This is a genomic window from Polyangium mundeleinium (assembly GCF_028369105.1).
GTDB lineage: Bacteria > Myxococcota_A > Polyangia > Polyangiales > Polyangiaceae > Polyangium > Polyangium mundeleinium.
Window position 1 is genome coordinate 4,993,363 of the sequence record NZ_JAQNDO010000001.1, and the last position, 17,936, is coordinate 5,011,298.

The 17,936-nt window shown below is 69.8% G+C and carries 17 protein-coding genes; 12 read left to right on the forward strand and 5 right to left on the reverse strand.

Annotated elements, in window-relative coordinates; translation table 11 throughout:
• The 3 genes from POL67_RS19990 to POL67_RS20000 all read right to left on the reverse strand — a co-directional run bounded on the left by POL67_RS19990 (position 1) and on the right by POL67_RS20000 (position 4,622).
• A complete protein-coding gene (locus tag POL67_RS19990) occupies positions 1–1,785 on the reverse strand; it encodes a 4Fe-4S binding protein (RefSeq protein WP_271919337.1) in 1,785 nt (594 codons plus the stop codon).
• 2 nt (positions 1,786–1,787) lie between these two features.
• Positions 1,788–2,759: a DUF362 domain-containing protein gene (locus POL67_RS19995; protein ID WP_271919339.1), complete on the reverse strand. Its 972-nt coding sequence runs from the start codon at positions 2,757–2,759 to the stop codon at positions 1,788–1,790.
• A 117-nt stretch (positions 2,760–2,876) separates the two neighbouring features.
• Entirely contained in the window at positions 2,877–4,622 is a 1,746-nt protein-coding gene (locus POL67_RS20000; protein WP_271919341.1) for a serine/threonine protein kinase, read from the reverse strand.
• Between the two features lie 197 nt (positions 4,623–4,819).
• Here POL67_RS20000 and POL67_RS20005 point away from each other — a divergent pair, with 197 nt between their 5' ends.
• The 9 genes from POL67_RS20005 to POL67_RS20045 all read left to right on the forward strand — a co-directional run bounded on the left by POL67_RS20005 (position 4,820) and on the right by POL67_RS20045 (position 11,872).
• Positions 4,820–5,251: a universal stress protein gene (locus POL67_RS20005; protein WP_271919343.1), complete on the forward strand. Its 432-nt coding sequence runs from the start codon at positions 4,820–4,822 to the stop codon at positions 5,249–5,251.
• A 21-nt stretch (positions 5,252–5,272) separates the two neighbouring features.
• Positions 5,273–5,845, forward strand: coding sequence for a CDP-alcohol phosphatidyltransferase family protein (locus POL67_RS20010; RefSeq protein ID WP_271919345.1), 573 nt, complete (start codon positions 5,273–5,275; stop codon positions 5,843–5,845).
• Between the two features lie 83 nt (positions 5,846–5,928).
• Positions 5,929–6,858: a DUF4349 domain-containing protein gene (locus POL67_RS20015; RefSeq protein WP_271919347.1), complete on the forward strand. Its 930-nt coding sequence runs from the start codon at positions 5,929–5,931 to the stop codon at positions 6,856–6,858.
• An 11-nt stretch (positions 6,859–6,869) separates the two neighbouring features.
• Positions 6,870–7,334: a serine/threonine protein kinase gene (locus POL67_RS20020; RefSeq protein WP_271919348.1), complete on the forward strand. Its 465-nt coding sequence runs from the start codon at positions 6,870–6,872 to the stop codon at positions 7,332–7,334.
• An 85-nt stretch (positions 7,335–7,419) separates the two neighbouring features.
• Entirely contained in the window at positions 7,420–8,091 is a 672-nt protein-coding gene (locus tag POL67_RS20025) for a hypothetical protein (protein WP_271919350.1), read from the forward strand.
• The gene (locus tag POL67_RS20030; RefSeq protein WP_271919352.1) at positions 8,091–9,251 is read left to right on the forward strand and encodes a hypothetical protein; all 1,161 of its coding nucleotides are present in this window, start codon (positions 8,091–8,093) and stop codon (positions 9,249–9,251) included. Before POL67_RS20025 ends, POL67_RS20030 begins: the two co-directional genes overlap by 1 nt.
• Before the next feature lie 42 nt (positions 9,252–9,293).
• Positions 9,294–10,154: a hypothetical protein gene (locus POL67_RS20035; protein ID WP_271919354.1), complete on the forward strand. Its 861-nt coding sequence runs from the start codon at positions 9,294–9,296 to the stop codon at positions 10,152–10,154.
• Positions 10,155–10,167: 13 nt separating this feature from the next.
• Positions 10,168–11,487: a M28 family peptidase gene (locus POL67_RS20040; protein ID WP_271919356.1), complete on the forward strand. Its 1,320-nt coding sequence runs from the start codon at positions 10,168–10,170 to the stop codon at positions 11,485–11,487.
• Positions 11,488–11,605: 118 nt separating this feature from the next.
• Positions 11,606–11,872, forward strand: a complete 267-nt coding sequence (locus POL67_RS20045) for a NifU family protein (protein WP_271919358.1) — start codon at positions 11,606–11,608, stop codon at positions 11,870–11,872.
• Positions 11,873–11,993: 121 nt separating this feature from the next.
• On the opposite strand, the gene POL67_RS20050 is transcribed toward POL67_RS20045, so the two are convergent.
• Positions 11,994–12,830: a hypothetical protein gene (locus POL67_RS20050; protein WP_271919360.1), complete on the reverse strand. Its 837-nt coding sequence runs from the start codon at positions 12,828–12,830 to the stop codon at positions 11,994–11,996.
• A 188-nt stretch (positions 12,831–13,018) separates the two neighbouring features.
• Between POL67_RS20050 and POL67_RS20055 the strand changes: the two genes are divergently transcribed.
• The 3 genes from POL67_RS20055 to POL67_RS20065 are packed head-to-tail and all read left to right on the forward strand — an operon-like array spanning position 13,019 to position 15,972.
• The gene (locus tag POL67_RS20055) at positions 13,019–13,612 is read left to right on the forward strand and encodes a cobalamin ABC transporter substrate-binding protein (RefSeq protein ID WP_271919362.1); all 594 of its coding nucleotides are present in this window, start codon (positions 13,019–13,021) and stop codon (positions 13,610–13,612) included.
• On the forward strand, positions 13,609–14,430 hold the full coding sequence (map, locus tag POL67_RS20060; protein ID WP_271919365.1) for a type I methionyl aminopeptidase: 822 nt from the start codon (positions 13,609–13,611) through the stop codon (positions 14,428–14,430). Before POL67_RS20055 ends, map begins: the two co-directional genes overlap by 4 nt.
• 15 nt (positions 14,431–14,445) lie before the next feature.
• Positions 14,446–15,972, forward strand: a complete 1,527-nt coding sequence (locus tag POL67_RS20065) for an FAD-dependent thymidylate synthase (RefSeq protein WP_271919367.1) — start codon at positions 14,446–14,448, stop codon at positions 15,970–15,972.
• 158 nt (positions 15,973–16,130) lie between these two features.
• Here POL67_RS20065 and recN read toward each other — a convergent pair whose 3' ends face one another.
• Positions 16,131–17,882, reverse strand: coding sequence for a DNA repair protein RecN (recN, locus tag POL67_RS20070; protein WP_271919369.1), 1,752 nt, complete (start codon positions 17,880–17,882; stop codon positions 16,131–16,133).
• Between the last annotated feature and the right edge of the window lie 54 nt (positions 17,883–17,936).

Consider the following 17,936-nt stretch of genomic DNA (forward strand, 5'->3'; position numbering starts at 1 on the left):
TCAGCCGGGTCGGTTGTAATTTGTGTCTTCGAGGAGGATGACGTTCGTCTTCGAGCGGGTCTCGCCGACGTTCGTCACGTAGACGGCGGGCTTGTCCTGAACGGGACAGACCTTTTCGCAGGCGCCGCAGCCGATGCAGAGCGAGGGGTCGACGTGCGGGCGCTGCACGTGCACGGTGGTCATCCCGGGCTCCTTGCCGTCCTCGCCCGCCATGGGCAGGCGCTTCGGGATGTCGACCTCCTCGACCCAGATGGCCTTGGGCGAGGTGGGACAGAACTCTTCACAAACGATGCACGGCGTGGCCATGCCCCAGGGCAGGCAGCGGCCCTGATCGTAGAACGCGGTGCCGATCGAGACGGGCTTCTGGCCAATGCCGAGCTTCTGGTCCTCGGTGATCTTCTGGATTGCGCCGGTCGGACAAACTTGGCCGCAGAGCACGCAGGAGTGCTCACAATAACCGATGCGGGGGATGAGGATCGGCGTCCAGATGCCCTCGACGCCGGCCTCGAAGAACGCCGGGTGCAGGGCGTTGTTCGGGCAGACCTTCATGCATTCGGCGCAGCGGATGCAGCGCTCGAGGAACTCGCGCTCCTCGACCGAGCCGGGCGGGCGGATGACGCGGTGGTCGTAGTTCGCGTCGATGACGTCGGCGATGCGCATCGCCGGGATGACGACGGCGCCCGCCGCGGCCGAGGCAATGGCCGTGCGGCGGCCCGTGTCCGGCTTCGAGATCGTGCTCTTGCGGCTCGGGAGGAAGCGGAACTTGATCACGTCCTCCGGGCAGGCATTCTCGCAGTTCAGGCACATGTGGCACTCGTCCTGGCGCCACTTCACGCCCCCCTGTGGCGAATCCGCGCCCTGGCAATGCACGATGCACAAATTGCAATCGGTGCACTTCGCGTGGTCCTTCTCCATGCCGAAGAGCGCGAAGCGGGCGAAGACGCCGAGGAACGCGCCGAGCGGGCAGAGGACGCGGCACCAGAACCGCGGGATCACGCGGTTCATGAAGAGGATCGCGACGAGGAGGATCCCGATGAACCAGGTCTGGTGGAAATAAAACTGCTTCGATTGCCAGACGGTCTGCGCCAGGAAGTCCTGCGCGGCGTCGGTCGCGCCCTGCACGGGGCGCACGCCGGCCTGGCCCGCCGCGACGCTCGCGACGCCCATGATGTACTGGAGGGCCGGGACGACGCCGAGGCCGATCGCGCGGACGGCGACGCAGATCGGATCAAAGAGGCCGCCGATCGCGCTGCCGGCGACGCTCGCCGCGAGGAAGGCGTAGAGCAGGTAATACTTCACCTGCTGCCGCGGCGCGGTCTTGTTCGATTCGACGCGCTTGTTTCCGCGCAAATAACGGGAGGGGAAGATCCAGCCGAAGAAATGGTGCAGCGTGCCGAACGGGCAGATCCACCCGCAAAAGACGCGGCCGAAGACGAGCGTGACCGCGAGCAGGCCGACGGACCACGCGAGCCCGCGGTAGACCGTGTGCGTCGAGAGGAGCGTCATCGCCGCGACGAACGGGTCGGCGAGCAGATACGCCTCGACGGGCAGGGGCAAGCGCACCGCGGTCTCGGCGGACGCGAACGAGCCGCGGAATGCGGTCTGGAAGAGGAAATAAAGAAACAGCGAGAGAAAGCCGGCCTGCGAGACGCGACGCACCCAGACGAGGATGCGGATCGACAACCGCGCCTCGATGCCCGAGCCGGGGCGCCCTTTCACCTTGGCGGGCTTGGTGGGCTTGGCAGGCGGGGCCTTGGTCGTTCCGACGACAGCGGGAGCGGCCATGGTCAGACCTCCACCCAGGGCACGTCTTTCCAGTGCATGGTGCCGAGCCCGCGCTCGTGGGCCATGCGCAGGTACGGGATCTCCTCGGGCGTACGGCCGACGAGCTGGCATCCGTACGCGTCGACGGCGACCTGATCGGTCGAGGCGAGCAGCATGCGCATCTCCTTCGCGTCGGCGATGTTGCCGCCCTGGGGGCCGTTGCGCACGAGGACACGCCAGGCGTCGACGATCGTGAGCGTTGGCTGCATGAAGGTGGCGAGATCCGCGATGGAGACGTCGATGTTCTGGTGGAGCCGGTTGCGGCGCCCGCCGAGCGAGCCGTACCAGTTCTTCATCGCCGCCGTGTACTTCGAGAGGTTGTGGTGCTTGGCGATGGGGACGTTGATGACCTTGTCCGCGTTGATGAGCGGCGTGTAGACCGGCCACTCGTCGAGGACCTCGCCCTTGAGGCGCATGCCGCGGAAGCGGTGCGCCGCGGGGAGCACGACTTCGGCGCCGACGTCGTACGCCGCCTTCCAGATGCCGGAGCGCTGAAAACAGCGGTTCGGCTCGTTGCACGAGGCGTCCGTGACGACGACGCGCTTGGCGCCCGCGTCGTAGGCGAGCTTGACCACCTCGGCGACGACCCGCGGGTTCGTGTTCGCCGCGTGGATCGGGGTGCGATCCCAGCCGATGTTCGGCTTCACGACGACGATGTCGCCGCGCGAGATGAAGCGGTTCATGCCGCCGAGCGCTGCGATCGCCTTGCGCACGAGCGCCTCGGGCTCGGCCTCGTTCTTCGCGATGACGAGCGTCGGCAGCTTCGCCAGCGCGTCCTTGAGCCGATAATCCCGCGTCTGCGGCCGATCCTTCGAGGGACCCTCCGTGATCGAGCCGCGATCGAAGCGCATCTTCGCGAGGGCCCCGGCCCCGCCGAGCACGAGCCCCACAGCGGCGAGGCGCTCGATCATCTCACGGCGCGAAATGTTACGCATCGGAAGCTTTCCTACGGATAGCAAGGCCGCGCCGGTGGAACAAGCGCGCCGCGCTGCGGAGAAGCTAGTGGGCAGGGGAGGGGTCGTCGACGAGGATCGACCGCGCAAACGGGGGGGCTACGGGGTCGGCGGCGCGGGTGGAGGCGGCGGAGGCGGCGGAGGCGGCGGAGGCGGCGGAGGCGGTGGAGGGGGAGGGGGCGGGCCCACGGAGGCGAGCGACGTGAGGGCGGGCGGAGGCGAGACGGACGCGGAGGCCGCGGGGAGCGTCGCGCCGGACCCGGAGGGCTTCATCTCGGCGCGGAGTTTTTCCCGTTCGTCGCTACACGCCTTCTGCTCGGCGACTCCGCGATCCCGCTCCTCGGTGAGCTTCTTCAGCTCCTCGGCTCTCTTCTCGGCGAGGGCCTTTTGTTCATCGCGCTCGTTTCCCAGGGCGACGCGCTGTTTGTCCCACTCGGCCTCGCGGCGCTTCCACTCGGTCTCGGCCTTCTCGGTAGTCTCCTCGCACGTCTGCAGGCGCGCCGCGCCCTGGTCGCGGAGCTTCTTGATCTCGATGGCGCAGTCGAGCTCGCTGCCCGACTCGCAGAGCTTCATCTGCGCGTCGAGCTGCTCGTCGCAGAGCTTTTTGTCCTTGCCCCAGGACGCCTTGCACTTGTCGACGTCCGACATCGCCGTCTTGTAGGAGGCGTTGCAGATCTCGATCTGATCGAATCGCCGTGCGCCTTCGGCCCGCGCGCGTTCGAGCTCGGTCGCGAGCTTGAAGGTCTCCCGTTTGGAGAAGGCGACGACGGCGCCCGCGGCGGCGAGAAGCAGGAGCGCGCCCGCCGACACGCGGAAGGCCTGGAGCGCGGCGCGTTGCTTCTGCCGTTGCCGCTCCTCGGCGCGGGTGATCGCGCGCTCCGGTTCGAGCAAGACGTCGAGCTCCTCGGCGAGCTCGCTCATCGCCGGCCGCTCGCGCGGATCGTGCGAGAGCCACCGCGTGAGCGCCCGATCGATCATGCCACGCGCTTCGCCGCGCACCTCGGGGAGCGCGCCCTCGGGCAGCGGGTGTTTCGCGCGGACGTCGAGCGCCCGTTCGAGGTCGTCCATCGTGTTCGCCGAGGCGCCGGGGTAGCGGTCCTCGCCGACGAGCGAGACGAGCAGCGTCGCAGCGAGGCAATACGTGTCCATCTTCTCGCTGATGGGCAGATCCCCGGGGTTGCCCTTCATCGCGGCGAGCTGCTCCGGCGAGGCGTAGAGCGCCGTGCCCGCGACGAACGTGCCCTCACGCTCCGCCGCGACGCCGAGGTCGAGCAAGATCGGGTGCACGCGCCCGCCGAACGTGGCCAGGAAGATGTTGTCCGGCTTGATGTCCTGATGCCGGAGGCCCGCGGCGTGCAGCGCTTCGAGGCCGCGGGCGATCGCGAGGACGACGTCGTGGGCCTCGCGCAGGCCGAGGGGCCCGCGTTCGAGCCGCTCGGCGAGGGTCTCGCCGCGGTAGACGGGCATCGTCAGCCACACGTACTCGGGCGTCGTGCCGTGGTCCTTCATCTGGACGACGTTCGGGTGGCCGACCGTCGCCAGCATGACGAGCTCGCGCTCGACGTTGCGCCCGGCGAAGTGCGATCGCGGCAGGATCTTCAGCGCGACCTGGTGCTCGGGGACGTCCTCGCGCTGGGCGACGTAGACCTTGCCGAACATGCCGGCGCCGAGCAGGCGCTTCAGGCGGTAGACGCCGCCCACGACGTCGTCGATGGTCGGCATGATGACCACCGAGGGCGGGCTCGCGCTCTCGTGCGGGAGGGCGCCGGCGCGCTGGGAGTCGTCCACGACGGTCACGGCGTAGGCGTGCACGGTGACGGTGGCGCGGAGGTTCGAGCTCTTCACGGCGAGAACGAGCGTACCGCGATGCCTCCCCGCGCCGCGAGAAAGCAGCAGTGCGCCCCGCGCTGGCTCGGCGCGTGCAAGCCCCTCGGGCAGGCCCTGGCCGCCGAGCAAGGAGGTGCCGCTCGGGGGGAGCTCTCCCCGGTTGCGTGACTCGGGGTGAGCCTGCAACCTGCGCTCCCCAGGGAAAAGGAGCATCCATGACGACGGGAGCGAACGAGAAACTGCTGGTCCCCATCGACTTCGAAGCCGCCTCGGCCAAGGCGCTCGCGCTGGCGAAGGATCTCGCCGCGCGCCTCGGAGGCCAGGTCGTGCTGGTGCACGCCTACCAGCTCCCGGTCTACACGTACCCGGGCCTCGAACCGACGCTTCTCCCCGGTTTCCACACGGAGGTGGCCGCGGCGGCGCAACGCGCGGTGGAGCAACTCGCGCAGCAGGAAGGCGTGTCCGCGGTGTTGCGCCAGGGCGATCCCGCGACGGAGGTGCTCGCGGCAGCGGAGGAGCTCGGCGCGACGATGATCGTCATGGGCACACACGGGCGCACCGGCGTCGCACACCTGATCCTCGGCAGCGTGGCGGAGAAGATCGTGCGCAAGAGCTCGGTCCCCGTGGTGACGGTGCGGGCGGACTGAACGATCCCGGGGGGGGTTCGGATGCCGCAGTACCGTGTCGCTGATCTCGGCCTCTTGCCGAACGTCCTCAGCGCGTTGCGCCTGCCGCTCGCGGTGGTCTTCCCGTTCGTCGTCGACGACGTACGGGCCGCGCTCGCCGTGCTGTTCGCGGCCGCGCTGACGGACGTGCTCGACGGGTGGCTCGCGCGGCGTCGGGGGCAGCTCACGGCCGTGGGGGCGGTCGTGGATCCGATCGCGGACAAGGTCTTCGCGGTGACCGTGGTGGTCACGTTGCTCTACACCCGGCGCATGCCCGCGTGGGCGCCCCTGGCCTTGCTCTCGCGCGAGATCCTGGAAGCGCCGCTGCTCGCGTGGGTGCTCGTGAGCCGGAGGTTCCGCGGGGCGCGGCGGGCGGGGGCGCGGGCGAACGTGCCTGGCAAGCTCGCGACGTGCGTGCAGTTCGTCGCGGTGGTCACGGCGATCACGGCGCCTCATCTCGTGGAGGGCGCGCTCGTCGCGTCGGCGTGCGTGGGGACCTTGGCGGGTGTGTCGTACTGGACGCGCGAAATCGAGCGGGCGCGGAGGCTCGCGGGCGGGTCGCCGCGCGGCACCTGAGGCGCACGAGCCCCTTCGCGCGCGACGTGTGCCCATGTAGTGTGGCTGTCGCGCTCCGAAGGCTTCCTCGACCAGGACGAACGATGCGACCGAAAGCGATCTTCGCGCTCTCCAGCGTGATCCTCGGGCTCTTGCCGGCTTGTTCCGCGGGCGCGCAAGCGCGCTCCTACGCGGCGCCCGCGCGATCGATGGGCGACATGAGCATGGCCGTCGCCCGGGAGGAGTCCAACGAGGATGCGCTCACGGCGAGCGGCGGCGAGGAAGATGGGATCTCGCTCGCGAGCACGCCGGGAGGAGGCCTCGCGCTCGGCCTGCATCTGGCGGAAGGAAACGCGGCGCCCGCACCGCCTCCGCCGCCGCCGGCGGGATCCAAGAAGGACCAGGCGCCCCCGAAGGAGGCGCCCGGCACGCAGACGGCGCCGAGCAGCGAGCCGACGGGCAAGAAGCTCGAAGGCGACGGCACGGTGGCCGTGATGCGCGCGCCGATGCTCGTCTACACGGCCCGCGTGAACATGGCCGTCTACGAGGTGAAGAGCTCGCTCGGCGAGGTCGAGTCGCTCGCGCGGAGCCTCGGTGGCTTCCTCGCGCGGAGGAACGATCAGTCGATCACGATCCGCGTGCCGGCCACCCGCTTCGACGAGGCGATCCGGCGTATCGAGAAGCTCGGCGACATGCTTTCGCGCGACGTGCAGGTCGAGGACGTGACCGAGGAGTTCCACGACACCGAGATCCGCCTGAAGAACGCGCGCGCCGTGCGCGAGCGGCTGGAGCAGCTCCTCGCGAAGGCGACGAAGGTCGAGGAGTCGATCCAGATCGAGAAGGAGCTCGAGCGCGTCGCCGAGACCATCGACCGGCTCGAAGGGCGCATGAAGTTCCTGCGTGATCGCGCGGCGTTCTCGACCATCACCGTGACGTTCCAGCCGCAGAGCTCGGCCGAGCTCGGCAAGCGTCGCTTCAACCTGCCCGTGCCCTGGATTTACGAGCTTGGCCTCGGCCGGCTGCTCAGCCTGTGACGGAGTGTTGCGTGCGATCCCGATTTGACTCCATCGCTCTGCTTGCCCTGCTCTTCGTCTCGGCCTGCCGCCCCTTCGAGCCGGCCACGCCGCCCGGGTTCGTCGAGCTCGAAGATCGGTACGGCCGCGCCGAGTACCGCGCCACGACGGCCGACGGCGTGGTGATCGGCATCCGCGCGTTCGACAACGATCCCAAGGGCGAGCGCGCCTTCTGGGTGCGCGCCGTCGAGAACCGCACGCGCGACATGGGGGGGTACGCGCTCCTCGAAAAACGCGAGGTCAAGGATCGCGCCGGCCTCACGGGGACGCAGCTCCGCTTCGGTCACGACGAGGGCGACGAGCCGTACCTCTATTACCTGACGATCTTCGTGACCGACGATCGCGTGTTCATCCTCGAAGCGGGCGGGGCGCGGCCGCAGATGCAGCGGCTCGCCGAGCAGATCGACTGGTCGGTGAAGAATTTCCTCCATCACTGACGCCGTCGCTCGGCCCGTCCGCGCGGAGCCCCCGCGCTCGCGACGCGTCTTGCTTGCGCTCGGCCCCTTTGCTACCCCGCGTCTGGTGCGTCACCTCCTCTCGTTCGGCCTTCGGCTCCACCGCCCGCGGCCCAGGTCGCTCGCCGGTGTTGCGTTCCTCGTGCCTGCGCTGCTCGCCGCGCCGGCGTTCGCGCACGGCGGAGGCGTAGCAAGCCCGCCGATCGAGGTCCCGCCGCCGCCGCCCGGCGACGGCGCGACGGCAGCGGGCATCCTGCGCGACGTTGAAGCCAAGGCCCAGGATCCGCGCTCGAAGAAGACGGTCGCGGACGCGATCACGCGCTCGAAAAAGGCGCTCGAACGGGCGCACGGCGCGCGCGCTTCGGGGGACGTCCCGCATGCCCGGATCCTCGACGGGCTCGCGCTCGAATGGGCGGAGACGGCGCGGGATCTTCTCCGCGCGGCAGAAGCCGAGCAGTCGGCCGCGGCCGTCGCCGACAAGGCGAAGGAGGCCTCGACGCAAGCCGAGCGAGCGCGCGCGCTGCTCGAAGAGACGCAGGCGCGGAGAGGCCGCGCCGAGGCCGAGCTCGAGCGCGCGACGGCCGAGGAAAAAGAGGCCCGCGAGGCCGCCGCGAAGGCCGAGGAGGCGCGCATCGCCGGGGGCAAGGGCAAGGACAAACCGGCCAAGAAGGACGACGCCAAGGCCCCGAAGAAGGCCGGCGGCGCGGCCGCGGTCCCGAAGAAGGGGAAGGGGAAGTGATGAAGCGAATGCTCCTCGTGGTGCTCGTCGCGCTCGCCTCGGCCTGCGCGCCCGTGCCGCGCCCGCCGATCCTCTCCGAGGTCGACGCCGTCGATCAGGGCGCTGCGGCGAAGGAGGCGCGTGATCTCGCGCCGCTCGCCTATGCGCGCGCCGAAAAACACCGGAAGGAGGCGCACGCCGCGTTCGAGGCCGACGACGTCGCGGGCGCGCAGCTCCACGCCGAGTGGGCGCTCGCCGCGTACGCCCATGCCCAGACGCTCGCCCGCGTCGCGCGCGCCGAGACCGACGCGAAGAGCACCGAGGCCGAGCTCGCCGCGCGCCAAGCCGAGCTCGCGACGCTCGACGGCGAGCAGACCCGCGCGGCCGCCGAGGTCGCCGCGCTCGAAGCGCGCATCAAGGTCGCCCGCGACGCGCAGCCCGTCGCGCCGTCCGGCCCCGCAGACGCGGCGCGCGAGAAGGCCCGCGTGGCTGCAGCGCGCTCGCTCGCCCTCGAAGCGCGCATGCTCTGCACGGCGGCGCGCCTGCTCTTGCCCGAGGTCCCGGCGCCGAAGGCAGACACGCCTGCGCCCATCGGCGCGCCGACCCGCGAGGCGCTCGTCGCCGAGCTCGACGAGGCCCAGCTCATCGTGAAGAAGCTCGACGAGTCGCTCGCGCAGACGGGCCCTGCGCCGATCGATCTCGCGACGCGCGCCCGTTCGAGTTGCCTCACCGCGCTCACGGGCATGCGCCGCGCGATGACGCCGGTCACGCGCGCGCCGGGCGCGGGGGACGCGCTTCTCGGCGAGATCTCCGCCACGCGGTCGTTTTCGCCTTCGCGCGATGATCGCGGCATCGTGGTCACGCTGCGCAACCTCTTCGCCGGCGACAAGCTCACGCCGGCCGCGACCGAGCAGATCACGCGGCTCGGCAAGCTCGCGGCGCAGAACCCGCGGTTCCCGCTCGCGGTCGTCGTGCACCAGGACAAGGAGCCCTCGGCGAAGGAACAGGCGGCCGTGAAGGCGCGCGCGGACGCCGTCGCGGCGGCGCTCCAGGGGGCGAACGCGCCGCGGGTCGACGTCGTCCTCGCAGGCGCGGCCTCACCCGTCGTCGATCCTGCGGGCAGCGATCGGGCGCGCAACGCGCGCGTCGAGATCGTCTTCGTCACCCCCGAGACATTCTAGTAGCATGCAGCCGCGCGCGTCGTTTTCGCGCATGAGGTCCCGATGCGTTCGAGCTGGCTCGCTTCTCTGATCGTCCCTGCCGCCCTCGTGGCGACGCTCCCTGCGTGTGAGGACAATACGAAGGAGCAGGAGCAAGCCGCGGGGTACGTGCTCGACAAGCTCGTGCCCATCGCGAACGAGGACGCCGCGCAGGTGCGCCGTGGACTACCCGAGGGCGCGAAGAAGCTCGGCGAGGTCGTCGACGCCGATCCCGGGGCGAACCTCCTCGCCTTGCAGAAGGCCGTCCGCGGGGCGCGCGCGTCGGTGAAGGATCTCGACATCGCGAAGAGCACCTTCTTCACCTTCGTCGACACCACGGGCATCGCTCTGCGCAGCGAGGCCGATCCGGATCTGCTCGCGCAGAAGTCGGTCCTCTCGTCGTTTCCTACGCTGAAGAAGGGCCTTGAACCGAGCGCGGGCGTCGTCGAGGCGTGGGGCGAGATGCAGGAGATGCGCGGCGTGCGCACGGGGCCTGACACGCAGTGGGTCGCGGCGCATCCCGTGAAGGACAAGGAAGGCCAGGTGAAGGGCATGTTCGTCACCGGCTGGTCCTTCCGGCGTTTCGCGCTCCGCCTCGAAGAGATGGCGAAACGCGAACTGCTCGACCGCGCCGAGCGCGAGAAGCAGAAGAAGGTCCCCATCGTCTACGTCTTCCTCGTCCGCGAAGGGAAGGCCTACGGCGCCCCCGTCACACCCGACGTCAACGCGCAGGCCGTCGAGGCCATGGATCTCGCGAACAAGACGCAGAGCGGCCCCTACCGCGGCTCCCTCGAAATCACGAACCGCTTCTACGGCGTCGCGGCCCAGCGCGTGCCCGATCTCGGCGAGGGCACGATCCTCTCCGTGATCGCCTCCTCGATCTGAAGCGTGGTGTGTCGTGGCGAGCGAGCCCCCGCCCGCGCCTCCGGCCCGTGACCCCGCGGCAAACGCGCGACACAAGCCTCGCTCGCGTCGTCGCCGGATCGCCACCCTCGTCGTCCTCGCGCTCGCGCTCCTCCTCGTCCTCGATCAGGTCGGCGTGCGCGAGCTCTCGGGCCGCGATTTCCCGCAGACCGACCCGCTCTCGCCCGTGCTGCGCGCGCACGTCGAGGCGCTCGCCGCGCCCGCGTGGGCCGGCCGGATCCCCGGCAGCGAGGGCAACGCCGCGGCGGCGCGCTACCTCGCCGACGCGCTCGCTGCGGCCGGCGTAAAACCTTTCCCTTCGCTCGGCAGTTACCTCGCGCCGCTCGCCGCGCCGACCTCGCCGCTCGGGCACAACGTGCTCGGATGGATCCCGCCCGAAGGCCCAGGCGAGCCGCGCGGCACCGTCGTCCTCGGCGCGCACTTCGATCACCTCGGCAGGACCGACGAGGGCCTCCTCCTCGGCGCCGACGACAACGCTGCGGCCGTCGCCGTCCTCCTCGGCGCGCTTCCCTCGCTCCTCGCGCAGCATCCACGCCCGTACGGCATCGCCGTCGCCTTCTTCAACACCGAAGAGTCGCCCTACTTCGGCACGCCGCGCCAGGGCTCGCAACGCTTCGTCGCCGCGCTCCCCAAGGAGATCGGCGGCCTCACCTCGGTCCGCCTCGCCGTCGTCCTCGACCTCATCGGCGGCGTCGTCTGGCGCCGCACCGCGGACGCCATCTACGCATGTGGCGCCGAGAAGACCCTCGGCCTTCCGGCGATCGTCGACGACGTCCGCGAGCCTGGCCTCGACGTGCGCCGCCTCGGCATCCACGCGGTCGAGAACATCCCTGGGTACGCGCCGCAGCCCTTCTCCGACTACGACGTCTTCCGGGATCACGGCGTCCCGTTCCTCTTCCTCTCCAGCGGCCGCACGCCTCGGTACCACCGCGCCTCGGACCTCCCGGACACGCTTTTCTACGACCGTATGGCGCGCACCTCGCGCTGGATCGCCTCCCTCGTCGCCGCGCTCGACGCCGCGCCGCCTGCGCTCTCCTTCGACCCGCGCGGCGAGGACCTCGCGGCCGATCGCGACACGCTCCGGTTCGCCTTCGACGCGGCGGCCAAGCCCTGGAGTTCGATCCCTGGCACGAGCCCGATCACCGCGGCGCGGATCCTCGGGGATCGCAGCCGCCTCGAAGCCATGGCCGAGCCGGGCCACGTGTGGACCTCCGAGGACGCCCGGGCGATCGAGCGCGCGAGCTTCCGCCTCCAGTGCCTGCTTTATCGCTACCCGGTCTGCTTCACGCTTTGACGCTGCGGTTCTGCGTTGTTGCGGAGCCAACGCTCATCCCAGCCGAACGAACGTGCAGAACGACCTCTGCGCGAGCACATCGCTTCATGCTACGTTCGCTCCCGGAGATTGCTCGAGAATGCCTGCGAACATCGACCAGATGCTCAAGGTTTGCCGTGAGGTGATCGCTCCGCTCGTGCGCGCGGATCAAGGCGAACTCTACCTCGTGGCGGTGGAGCCCGATCAGATCACGCTCCACCTTGCTGGGATGTGCGCGGGTTGCCCCGGCGCGAACCTCACCACGAAGGGCGTCATCGAGCCGGCCGTGCACGCGGTCGCGCCTTCGGCGCGGGTCGTCGTGACGAGCGGCATCCGCATCCCCGAAGGCGCGTCGCTCGTCACCTGAGCCCACGCGGGGCCGCGAAGGCGACGCGCTCGCGTGTCGGCCTTGGTTTGTCCTGGAGAGGGGGGAGGGCGTTTCGCCCTGAAACGCGAAGGGCCCCGCGGCTTTCGGGGCCCTCGTCGGTTCACTTCTTCTTCTTGTCGGCGGGCGGAGGCGGCGGCTCGGGCGCCTTCTCCTCGCCGCGGATCGCGGCAGCCACGGCAGGATCGATGGCGTCTTCCTGCTTCGGCTTGTTCGGGCGCAGCGACTCGATGTTCTGCAGCGTCGCGTTGTCCTCGTACGCGATCGCGATCGCCGGATCACCGCGCTCGATCAGGCGCACGTGCGTCGTCGCGTCTTTCCAGTCGACGACGGTCGCAAACATCCCGAGGTCCGGGTTCGGCGGGATGATCCGGCCCGGCGCGCCGTACGCCGTGGAGAGCTTGACGGCGGCTTCCTGGAAGTTCGCGCCGAGCGATGCGCTCTTGGAGAGCTTGATCTCGTCGATGATCTTCCAGAGCTTGTCCTGGATGAAGAAGAAGTACCGGGTCTTGCCGTCCCGGTTCATCGACAACATCCACTCTTTGTTGAGGTAGCTGTACTCGCCGCGCAGCGGCGTGGAGTCCGTGGCGACCGGCAACTTGCCGAACTCGATCTTGCTGCGGCGGAAGGCGTTTTTCTCTTCCGCGAGCGCCGCGTCGAGCTCCCGCATCTTCACGCCGGGCGAGACCTTCTGGTAGAGCGGCTTGTACGCCTCGTCGAGCTGCGCGTCGATCGCCTCGCCGACCTGCTTCGTCGTCATGCCCCACTTGAGCGAAGCCGGCTCGAGCGCGATGGGCTTCTTGGTGACCGCCGGGCCCATCTGGGCGGGCGCGGTCGCCGCTTTCTTCTTGGCCTGCGCCTCGACCACCACCGGGGTCACCGTGGCCGCGAGGCCAAACGTCGTCGCCAGGAGCGCCGCCCAAAGCTTGTTCACCTTCATCTCCACTCCTCCGCCCCGCCGGCCCACGGCCGGCAAACGGGATCTACCAGATTCTGCGGGAAAAGGGGCCCGCCGAGGTCTTCGGGGTGTTGGACGAAGCCCGCGTCCGATCGATGGAAAGGGATCCGATCGAGGCAGGAGGCTGCCAGCACTGACAGATCGGAGGGGACGTGCTAGGTGCAGGCCCCATGGCGCAGCTCTTGACGCGGACGGCCAGGCGGGCCAGGGCGGTCGCGTTCGGCGCGGCCCTCGGGGGGCTCGTGTCCGGGTGCGGGGCTGCGGGCGTCCAGGGCGACCCGAACGTCGTCGTGCATCCGCGTTGGCTCGGGCACGACCGGGAGCTCTTCGACGACGTCGTCGATGCGGGCGCCCTCGGCCTCGGCGCAGATGTTTCGAACGCGCAGAAGGATCCGCTCCTGAAAGAGCGGGCACGTGGCTCGGAGCTGGTCTCGCGGGTGCGGGTGAGCACGGTGACGGTCGAATCGCTCGATCAGGTCCGCACCTACCACCTCGTCCTTCAGGTCGTCCCGCCGGCCTTTGGCACGCCGGCGTTCGAGCAGACGGCCTTCGAGCTCGTCATTGGGCCCGCCGCCCCGTCCTACGGGGTCGCGCAGGCGTTCGACATGCGCCTGCGTGGCGCGTCGTTCATCGGCTTTCTCCGTCGCTTTGCGGGCGAGGGAGACGAGCCGAGCAGGCTTCACTGGCACCTGTCGCCGGACACCGCCGAGGTGGCGGCTGCCGTGACGGATGCCCTCGCCCTCGCGGAGCTGTCCGGATCGTGAGCAACGTCAGCATCAAAACGTTGAAGGAAGTGGAAGGGATGCGGGCCGCGTGCCAGATGGCCGCGGAGACGCTGCTCGATGTCGGGGAGATGCTCCGCCCGGGGATCACCACCGAGGACATCAACCGTTTCGTCCACGACGACACGGTTCGGCGGGGCGGCTGGCCCGCGCCGCTGAACTACCACGGCTTCCCGAAGAGCGTGTGCACCTCGGTGAACGAGGTCGTCTGCCACGGGATCCCGGGGGCGCGGGTCCTCGAGCCGGGCGACATCATCAACGTCGACGTGACTACGATCTACAACGGGTTTTACGGCGACACGTCGGCGACCTTCTACGTGGGCAAACCTTCGTCCGCGGCCAAGCACGTGACCGAGGTGTCGCGGCGCTCGCTCGATCTCGCGATCGCGCAGGTGCGTGAGGGCGCGCGGCTCGGGGACATCGGCGCGGCGATCCAGGAGTTCGCCGAGGGCGAGGGCTGCTCGGTGGTGCGCGCGTTCGTCGGACACGGCATCGGCCGGGTGTTCCACGAGGCGCCGCAGGTGTCGCACGTCGGCAAGCGCGGGACGGGGATGCGCTTGCGCGCCGGGATGTGCTTCACGATCGAGCCGATGATCAACCTCGGCCACCACGACGTGGAGGTCCTCGCGGACAAGTGGACGGCCGTCACCGCGGATGGCTCGCTCTCCGCGCAGTTCGAGCACACGCTCGTCGTGACGAAGAACGGCTGCGAGGTGCTGACGCGCCGGAGCAGGCAGCTCTCGAACAGCGAGATCTTCGGGGACGTGTTTTCGGTCGCCGCCGCGGCCACGACGCGCTAACGGACCACGGGTCCCATGCCCCTCGACGAAGCTGCGCGCGGCCGGATCGCGCCGTACGTATCTAGCCTGACCGACGACGTCTTCGCGCTCTCGGGTTTGCCCGAGGAGGTGATCGCCGTCCTCTTTGCCTACTACTCGCGCAGCCGCGACGATCTGCGAACGAACCTGGCGCGCTTGCTCACCGACCAGGAGCTCGACGTCGGGGAAGGCGTGACGACGCGCCCCTCGTTCGGGCTCGCGACGGAGAAGGCGCGCGCGTTCCACGAAAAATGGGTCGTTGGCTACGGACACGCGTCGGTCGCGGAGCACGCGGTCGTGCACCTCGCGATCGAGAACGTGAGCATCGTGGCCTCGAAGGTGATCGAGGACCTCCGGCTCGGCTCGTACACCGAGAAGAGCACGCGCTACGTCGTCTTCGATCGGAACAGTTTCGTCGACCTGCCCGAGCTCGAAGGGTCGCTCGGACAGACGTACCGGGCCAGCGCGGAGCGGCTCTTCACGACGTACGTCGATCTCATGGCGCGCGTGATGGATGCGCTTCGCGTGCGCGTGCTCCGGCCGCCGGGCGCGTCGGAGGCGGCGCACGCGGCGGCGATCCGCGCGCATGCTTGTGATCTTCTGCGCGGGCTCTTACCGGCTGGCACGCGGACGAACCTCGGCCTCACTGCGAATGCGCGCGCGCTCGAAGCGCTGCTCACGAAGATGCTCTCGCATCCGCTCGCGGAGGTCCGCAACGTCGCGACGTCCATGCATGTGGCTGCGCGCACCGTCACGCCGACCCTGGTCAAGTACGCGGGGCGGAGCGAGCATCGGTCCGCGCAGCGCGGCGACGTGGGGGACAAGCTGCGATCGATCTACGATCCCGGTCCCTGGGACGCGAGTGCGACGAATGTTGTCGGGCAACCGGTGCGGCTCGTGCGGCACGACAAGGACGCGCTGGAGCGGATCGTGCTCGCGCTCGCGTACGAGAGCAGCGAGCCGAACGTGCACGCGCGTGGCCTCACGGAGGCGATGCGGCATGCGACGTCGCGCGAGCTCGAAGACGTCGTTCGCGCGTCGGTCGCGCGGCGTGGCGCGCACGATCCCGTGCCGCGTGGCTTCGAGGCGACGACGATGACGTTCGAGTTGATGCTCGATTACGGCGCGTACCGCGATCTGCAGCGGCACCGCATGCTCCTGCCGGCGACGCAGCGGCTCACGTGCCGGCTCGGTTTCGAGACGCCCGCGGAGCTCGCGGAGCTCGAGCTCGATCGGGCGTACACTGACGCGATGGTCGCGGCGTGCGATGCGTGGGAGGAGCTCGAGAGCAAACACCCGCAGGAAGCGCAGTACGCGGTGCCGCTCGGATTCCGCATCCGCACGCTCTGGACGCTCAACCTGCGCGAGCTCTTTCACGTGGTCGAGCTGCGATCGGCGCGGCAAGGGCACGCGAGCTATCGGCGCATCGCGCAGGGGCTCTTCCGCGCGGCGATTGCGGTGCACCCCTGGCTCGAAGGTCTCGTCCGCGTCGATCTCGGCGACTACTCATTGTCCCGTGCCTGACTGCGCTGTTCCACAGCGCAAATCGATGCGTTTTTGCATCGACCGCATCGCGGTCGATGCACCAAAGGTCCAGGGCTGGCCCTGGTCCGGGTCGAGGGGCGGACAGCCCCTCGTCGGGTCCGGGGTGAAACCCCGGCGCTACGCTGCAGAGCACCCCCTCACGAAGCGCGACCCTTCGCGCCGCGCTTCGGGCTCGCAGCGGCGGCCACCGAACGCGCCTTCACCTCGTCCAACATCTCGGAGGCTGCCTTCAGTGCGCTCGGACCGACCTTCGCGCCTGCCAGCATGCGTGCGACTTCGGCGACTCGCTCTTTGCCCTCGACGCGCTTGACGGTGCTCTTCGTGATGGGCCCGTCGACCTGCTTCGACACCACGAAATGTGCGTCTGCGAAGGCTGCGATCGTGGCGAGGTGCGTGATGCAGAGGACCTGATGGTGGCGCGCTACGTCCGCGATCGCGCGGCCGATCTTGTCCGCTACTGCGCCGCCGACGCCGGCGTCCACCTCGTCGAACACGTAGAGCCCTGCCGGCCCTGACTCTGCGAGCGTGCGCTTGAGCGCGAGCAGCGCGCGCGAGAGCTCGCCGCCCGAGGCGATCTTGCGCAGCGGGCGCGGCTCGATGCCTTTGTTTGGCGCGATGAGGAACTCGACTCGGTCGATGCCGTCGCGGCCGAGCCGCGCGCCGTCGATGACGAGCTCGGACCTCTCGCCTGAGAGCGGCGCGACGTCCACGATCACGCGCGCGCCGCCCATCCCGAGATCGGCAAGCTCTCCGCCGATGGATGCGCCGAGCTTCTCGCCGGCTTCGCGGCGCTTCTGTGAGAGCTGCCGCGCGCGCTCTCCCGCCACGCGCAGCAGCCGGTCGCGCTCGTGCTCCAGTGCTTCGAGCTTCGTCTCCACGTTGCCGAGCCCTTCGAGCTCCGTCGCGATGCGCGACCGCGCCGCGATCACGTCGTCGATCGTGGGCCCGTGTTGCCGGAGGAGGCCTTCGAGCCGGTACATGCGGTCCTCGATTTCCGAGAGCCGCGATGGGTTTGCCTCGGCGCGCTCGGCGTACCGATCGACCTCGCGGGCGATCTCTCGAAGCTCGGAGAACAAACCATCGAGTGTGTTCGCTGTTGCTTCGAGGGATGGATCGAGATCCGCGGCGGCGCGGAGATCCTTCGAGAGCTTCGCGAGCTCGTCGCAGATCGCGTGCTCGCCTTGATCGAGCCGCGCGGCCGCGTGCTCGGTCAGCTCGCGGAGCCGGCCGGCGTGGCGGAGCCGCTGGCGCTCGGCCGCGAGTTCTTCGAGCTCCCCGGGCCGCGGGGACACGGTGTCGATGCCCTGGAGCTGGAAGCCGAGGAATGCTTCGCGCTCGACGCGGCCGCGCTCGGCCTCGCGCACCTCGCGGATCTCGGCGACGACCTTTTCAAGCTTCTCGACCTCTGCGGCGAGCGCCTCGCGTGTGGTCGAGAGACGGCCGAAACGATCGAGGTAACCGAGGTGCGTCGAGGGATCGGTCAACGCGACGCTCTCGTGTTGCGAGGCGACGTCGCAGAGCTCCGACGCGAGCGCTTGCAGCTCGCCCGCGGTGCAGAGACGCCCGTTCAGGTACGCGCGCGAGCGGCCGTTTTGCTGCACCACGCGGCGGATGACGAGCTCGCCGCCGGAGGACACGCCGGCTGCGTCGAGCGCCGTCGCGAGCTGCTCGCTGCCTGTCACGTCGAAGAGCGCCTCGACCTCGGCCTCGTCGGCGCCGGGCCGCACCTGTTCGGCGTTGCCGCGGCCGCCGAGCACCAGCGAGAGTGCGCCGACGACGATCGACTTGCCCGCGCCGGTCTCGCCGGTGAGCACGTTGAAGCCGGGCTCGAGGCGGAGCTCGAGCGAATCCATGAGGACGAAGTTCTTGACGCGGAGGGCGACCAGCACGGGGCCGGGAGGATAAAGAACGGAACGAGAAACGTCGACGCGTTCTACGCGGAG

What these genes read in the sequence shown, in the direction of transcription:
- POL67_RS20030 (WP_271919352.1), top strand. Translation starts at nt 8,091, where the DNA reads ATGAAGCGAATGCTCCTCGTGGTGCTCGTCGCGCTCGCCTCGGCCTGC.
- POL67_RS19995 (WP_271919339.1), bottom strand. Translation starts at nt 2,759, where the DNA reads ATGCGTAACATTTCGCGCCGTGAGATGATCGAGCGCCTCGCCGCTGTG.
- POL67_RS20065 (WP_271919367.1), top strand. Translation starts at nt 14,446, where the DNA reads ATGCCCCTCGACGAAGCTGCGCGCGGCCGGATCGCGCCGTACGTATCT.
- POL67_RS20005 (WP_271919343.1), top strand. Translation starts at nt 4,820, where the DNA reads ATGACGACGGGAGCGAACGAGAAACTGCTGGTCCCCATCGACTTCGAA.
- POL67_RS20035 (WP_271919354.1), top strand. Translation starts at nt 9,294, where the DNA reads ATGCGTTCGAGCTGGCTCGCTTCTCTGATCGTCCCTGCCGCCCTCGTG.
- POL67_RS20045 (WP_271919358.1), top strand. Translation starts at nt 11,606, where the DNA reads ATGCCTGCGAACATCGACCAGATGCTCAAGGTTTGCCGTGAGGTGATC.
- POL67_RS20050 (WP_271919360.1), bottom strand. Translation starts at nt 12,830, where the DNA reads ATGAAGGTGAACAAGCTTTGGGCGGCGCTCCTGGCGACGACGTTTGGC.
- POL67_RS19990 (WP_271919337.1), bottom strand. Translation starts at nt 1,785, where the DNA reads ATGGCCGCTCCCGCTGTCGTCGGAACGACCAAGGCCCCGCCTGCCAAG.
- POL67_RS20015 (WP_271919347.1), top strand. Translation starts at nt 5,929, where the DNA reads ATGCGACCGAAAGCGATCTTCGCGCTCTCCAGCGTGATCCTCGGGCTC.
- POL67_RS20055 (WP_271919362.1), top strand. Translation starts at nt 13,019, where the DNA reads ATGGCGCAGCTCTTGACGCGGACGGCCAGGCGGGCCAGGGCGGTCGCG.
- POL67_RS20010 (WP_271919345.1), top strand. Translation starts at nt 5,273, where the DNA reads ATGCCGCAGTACCGTGTCGCTGATCTCGGCCTCTTGCCGAACGTCCTC.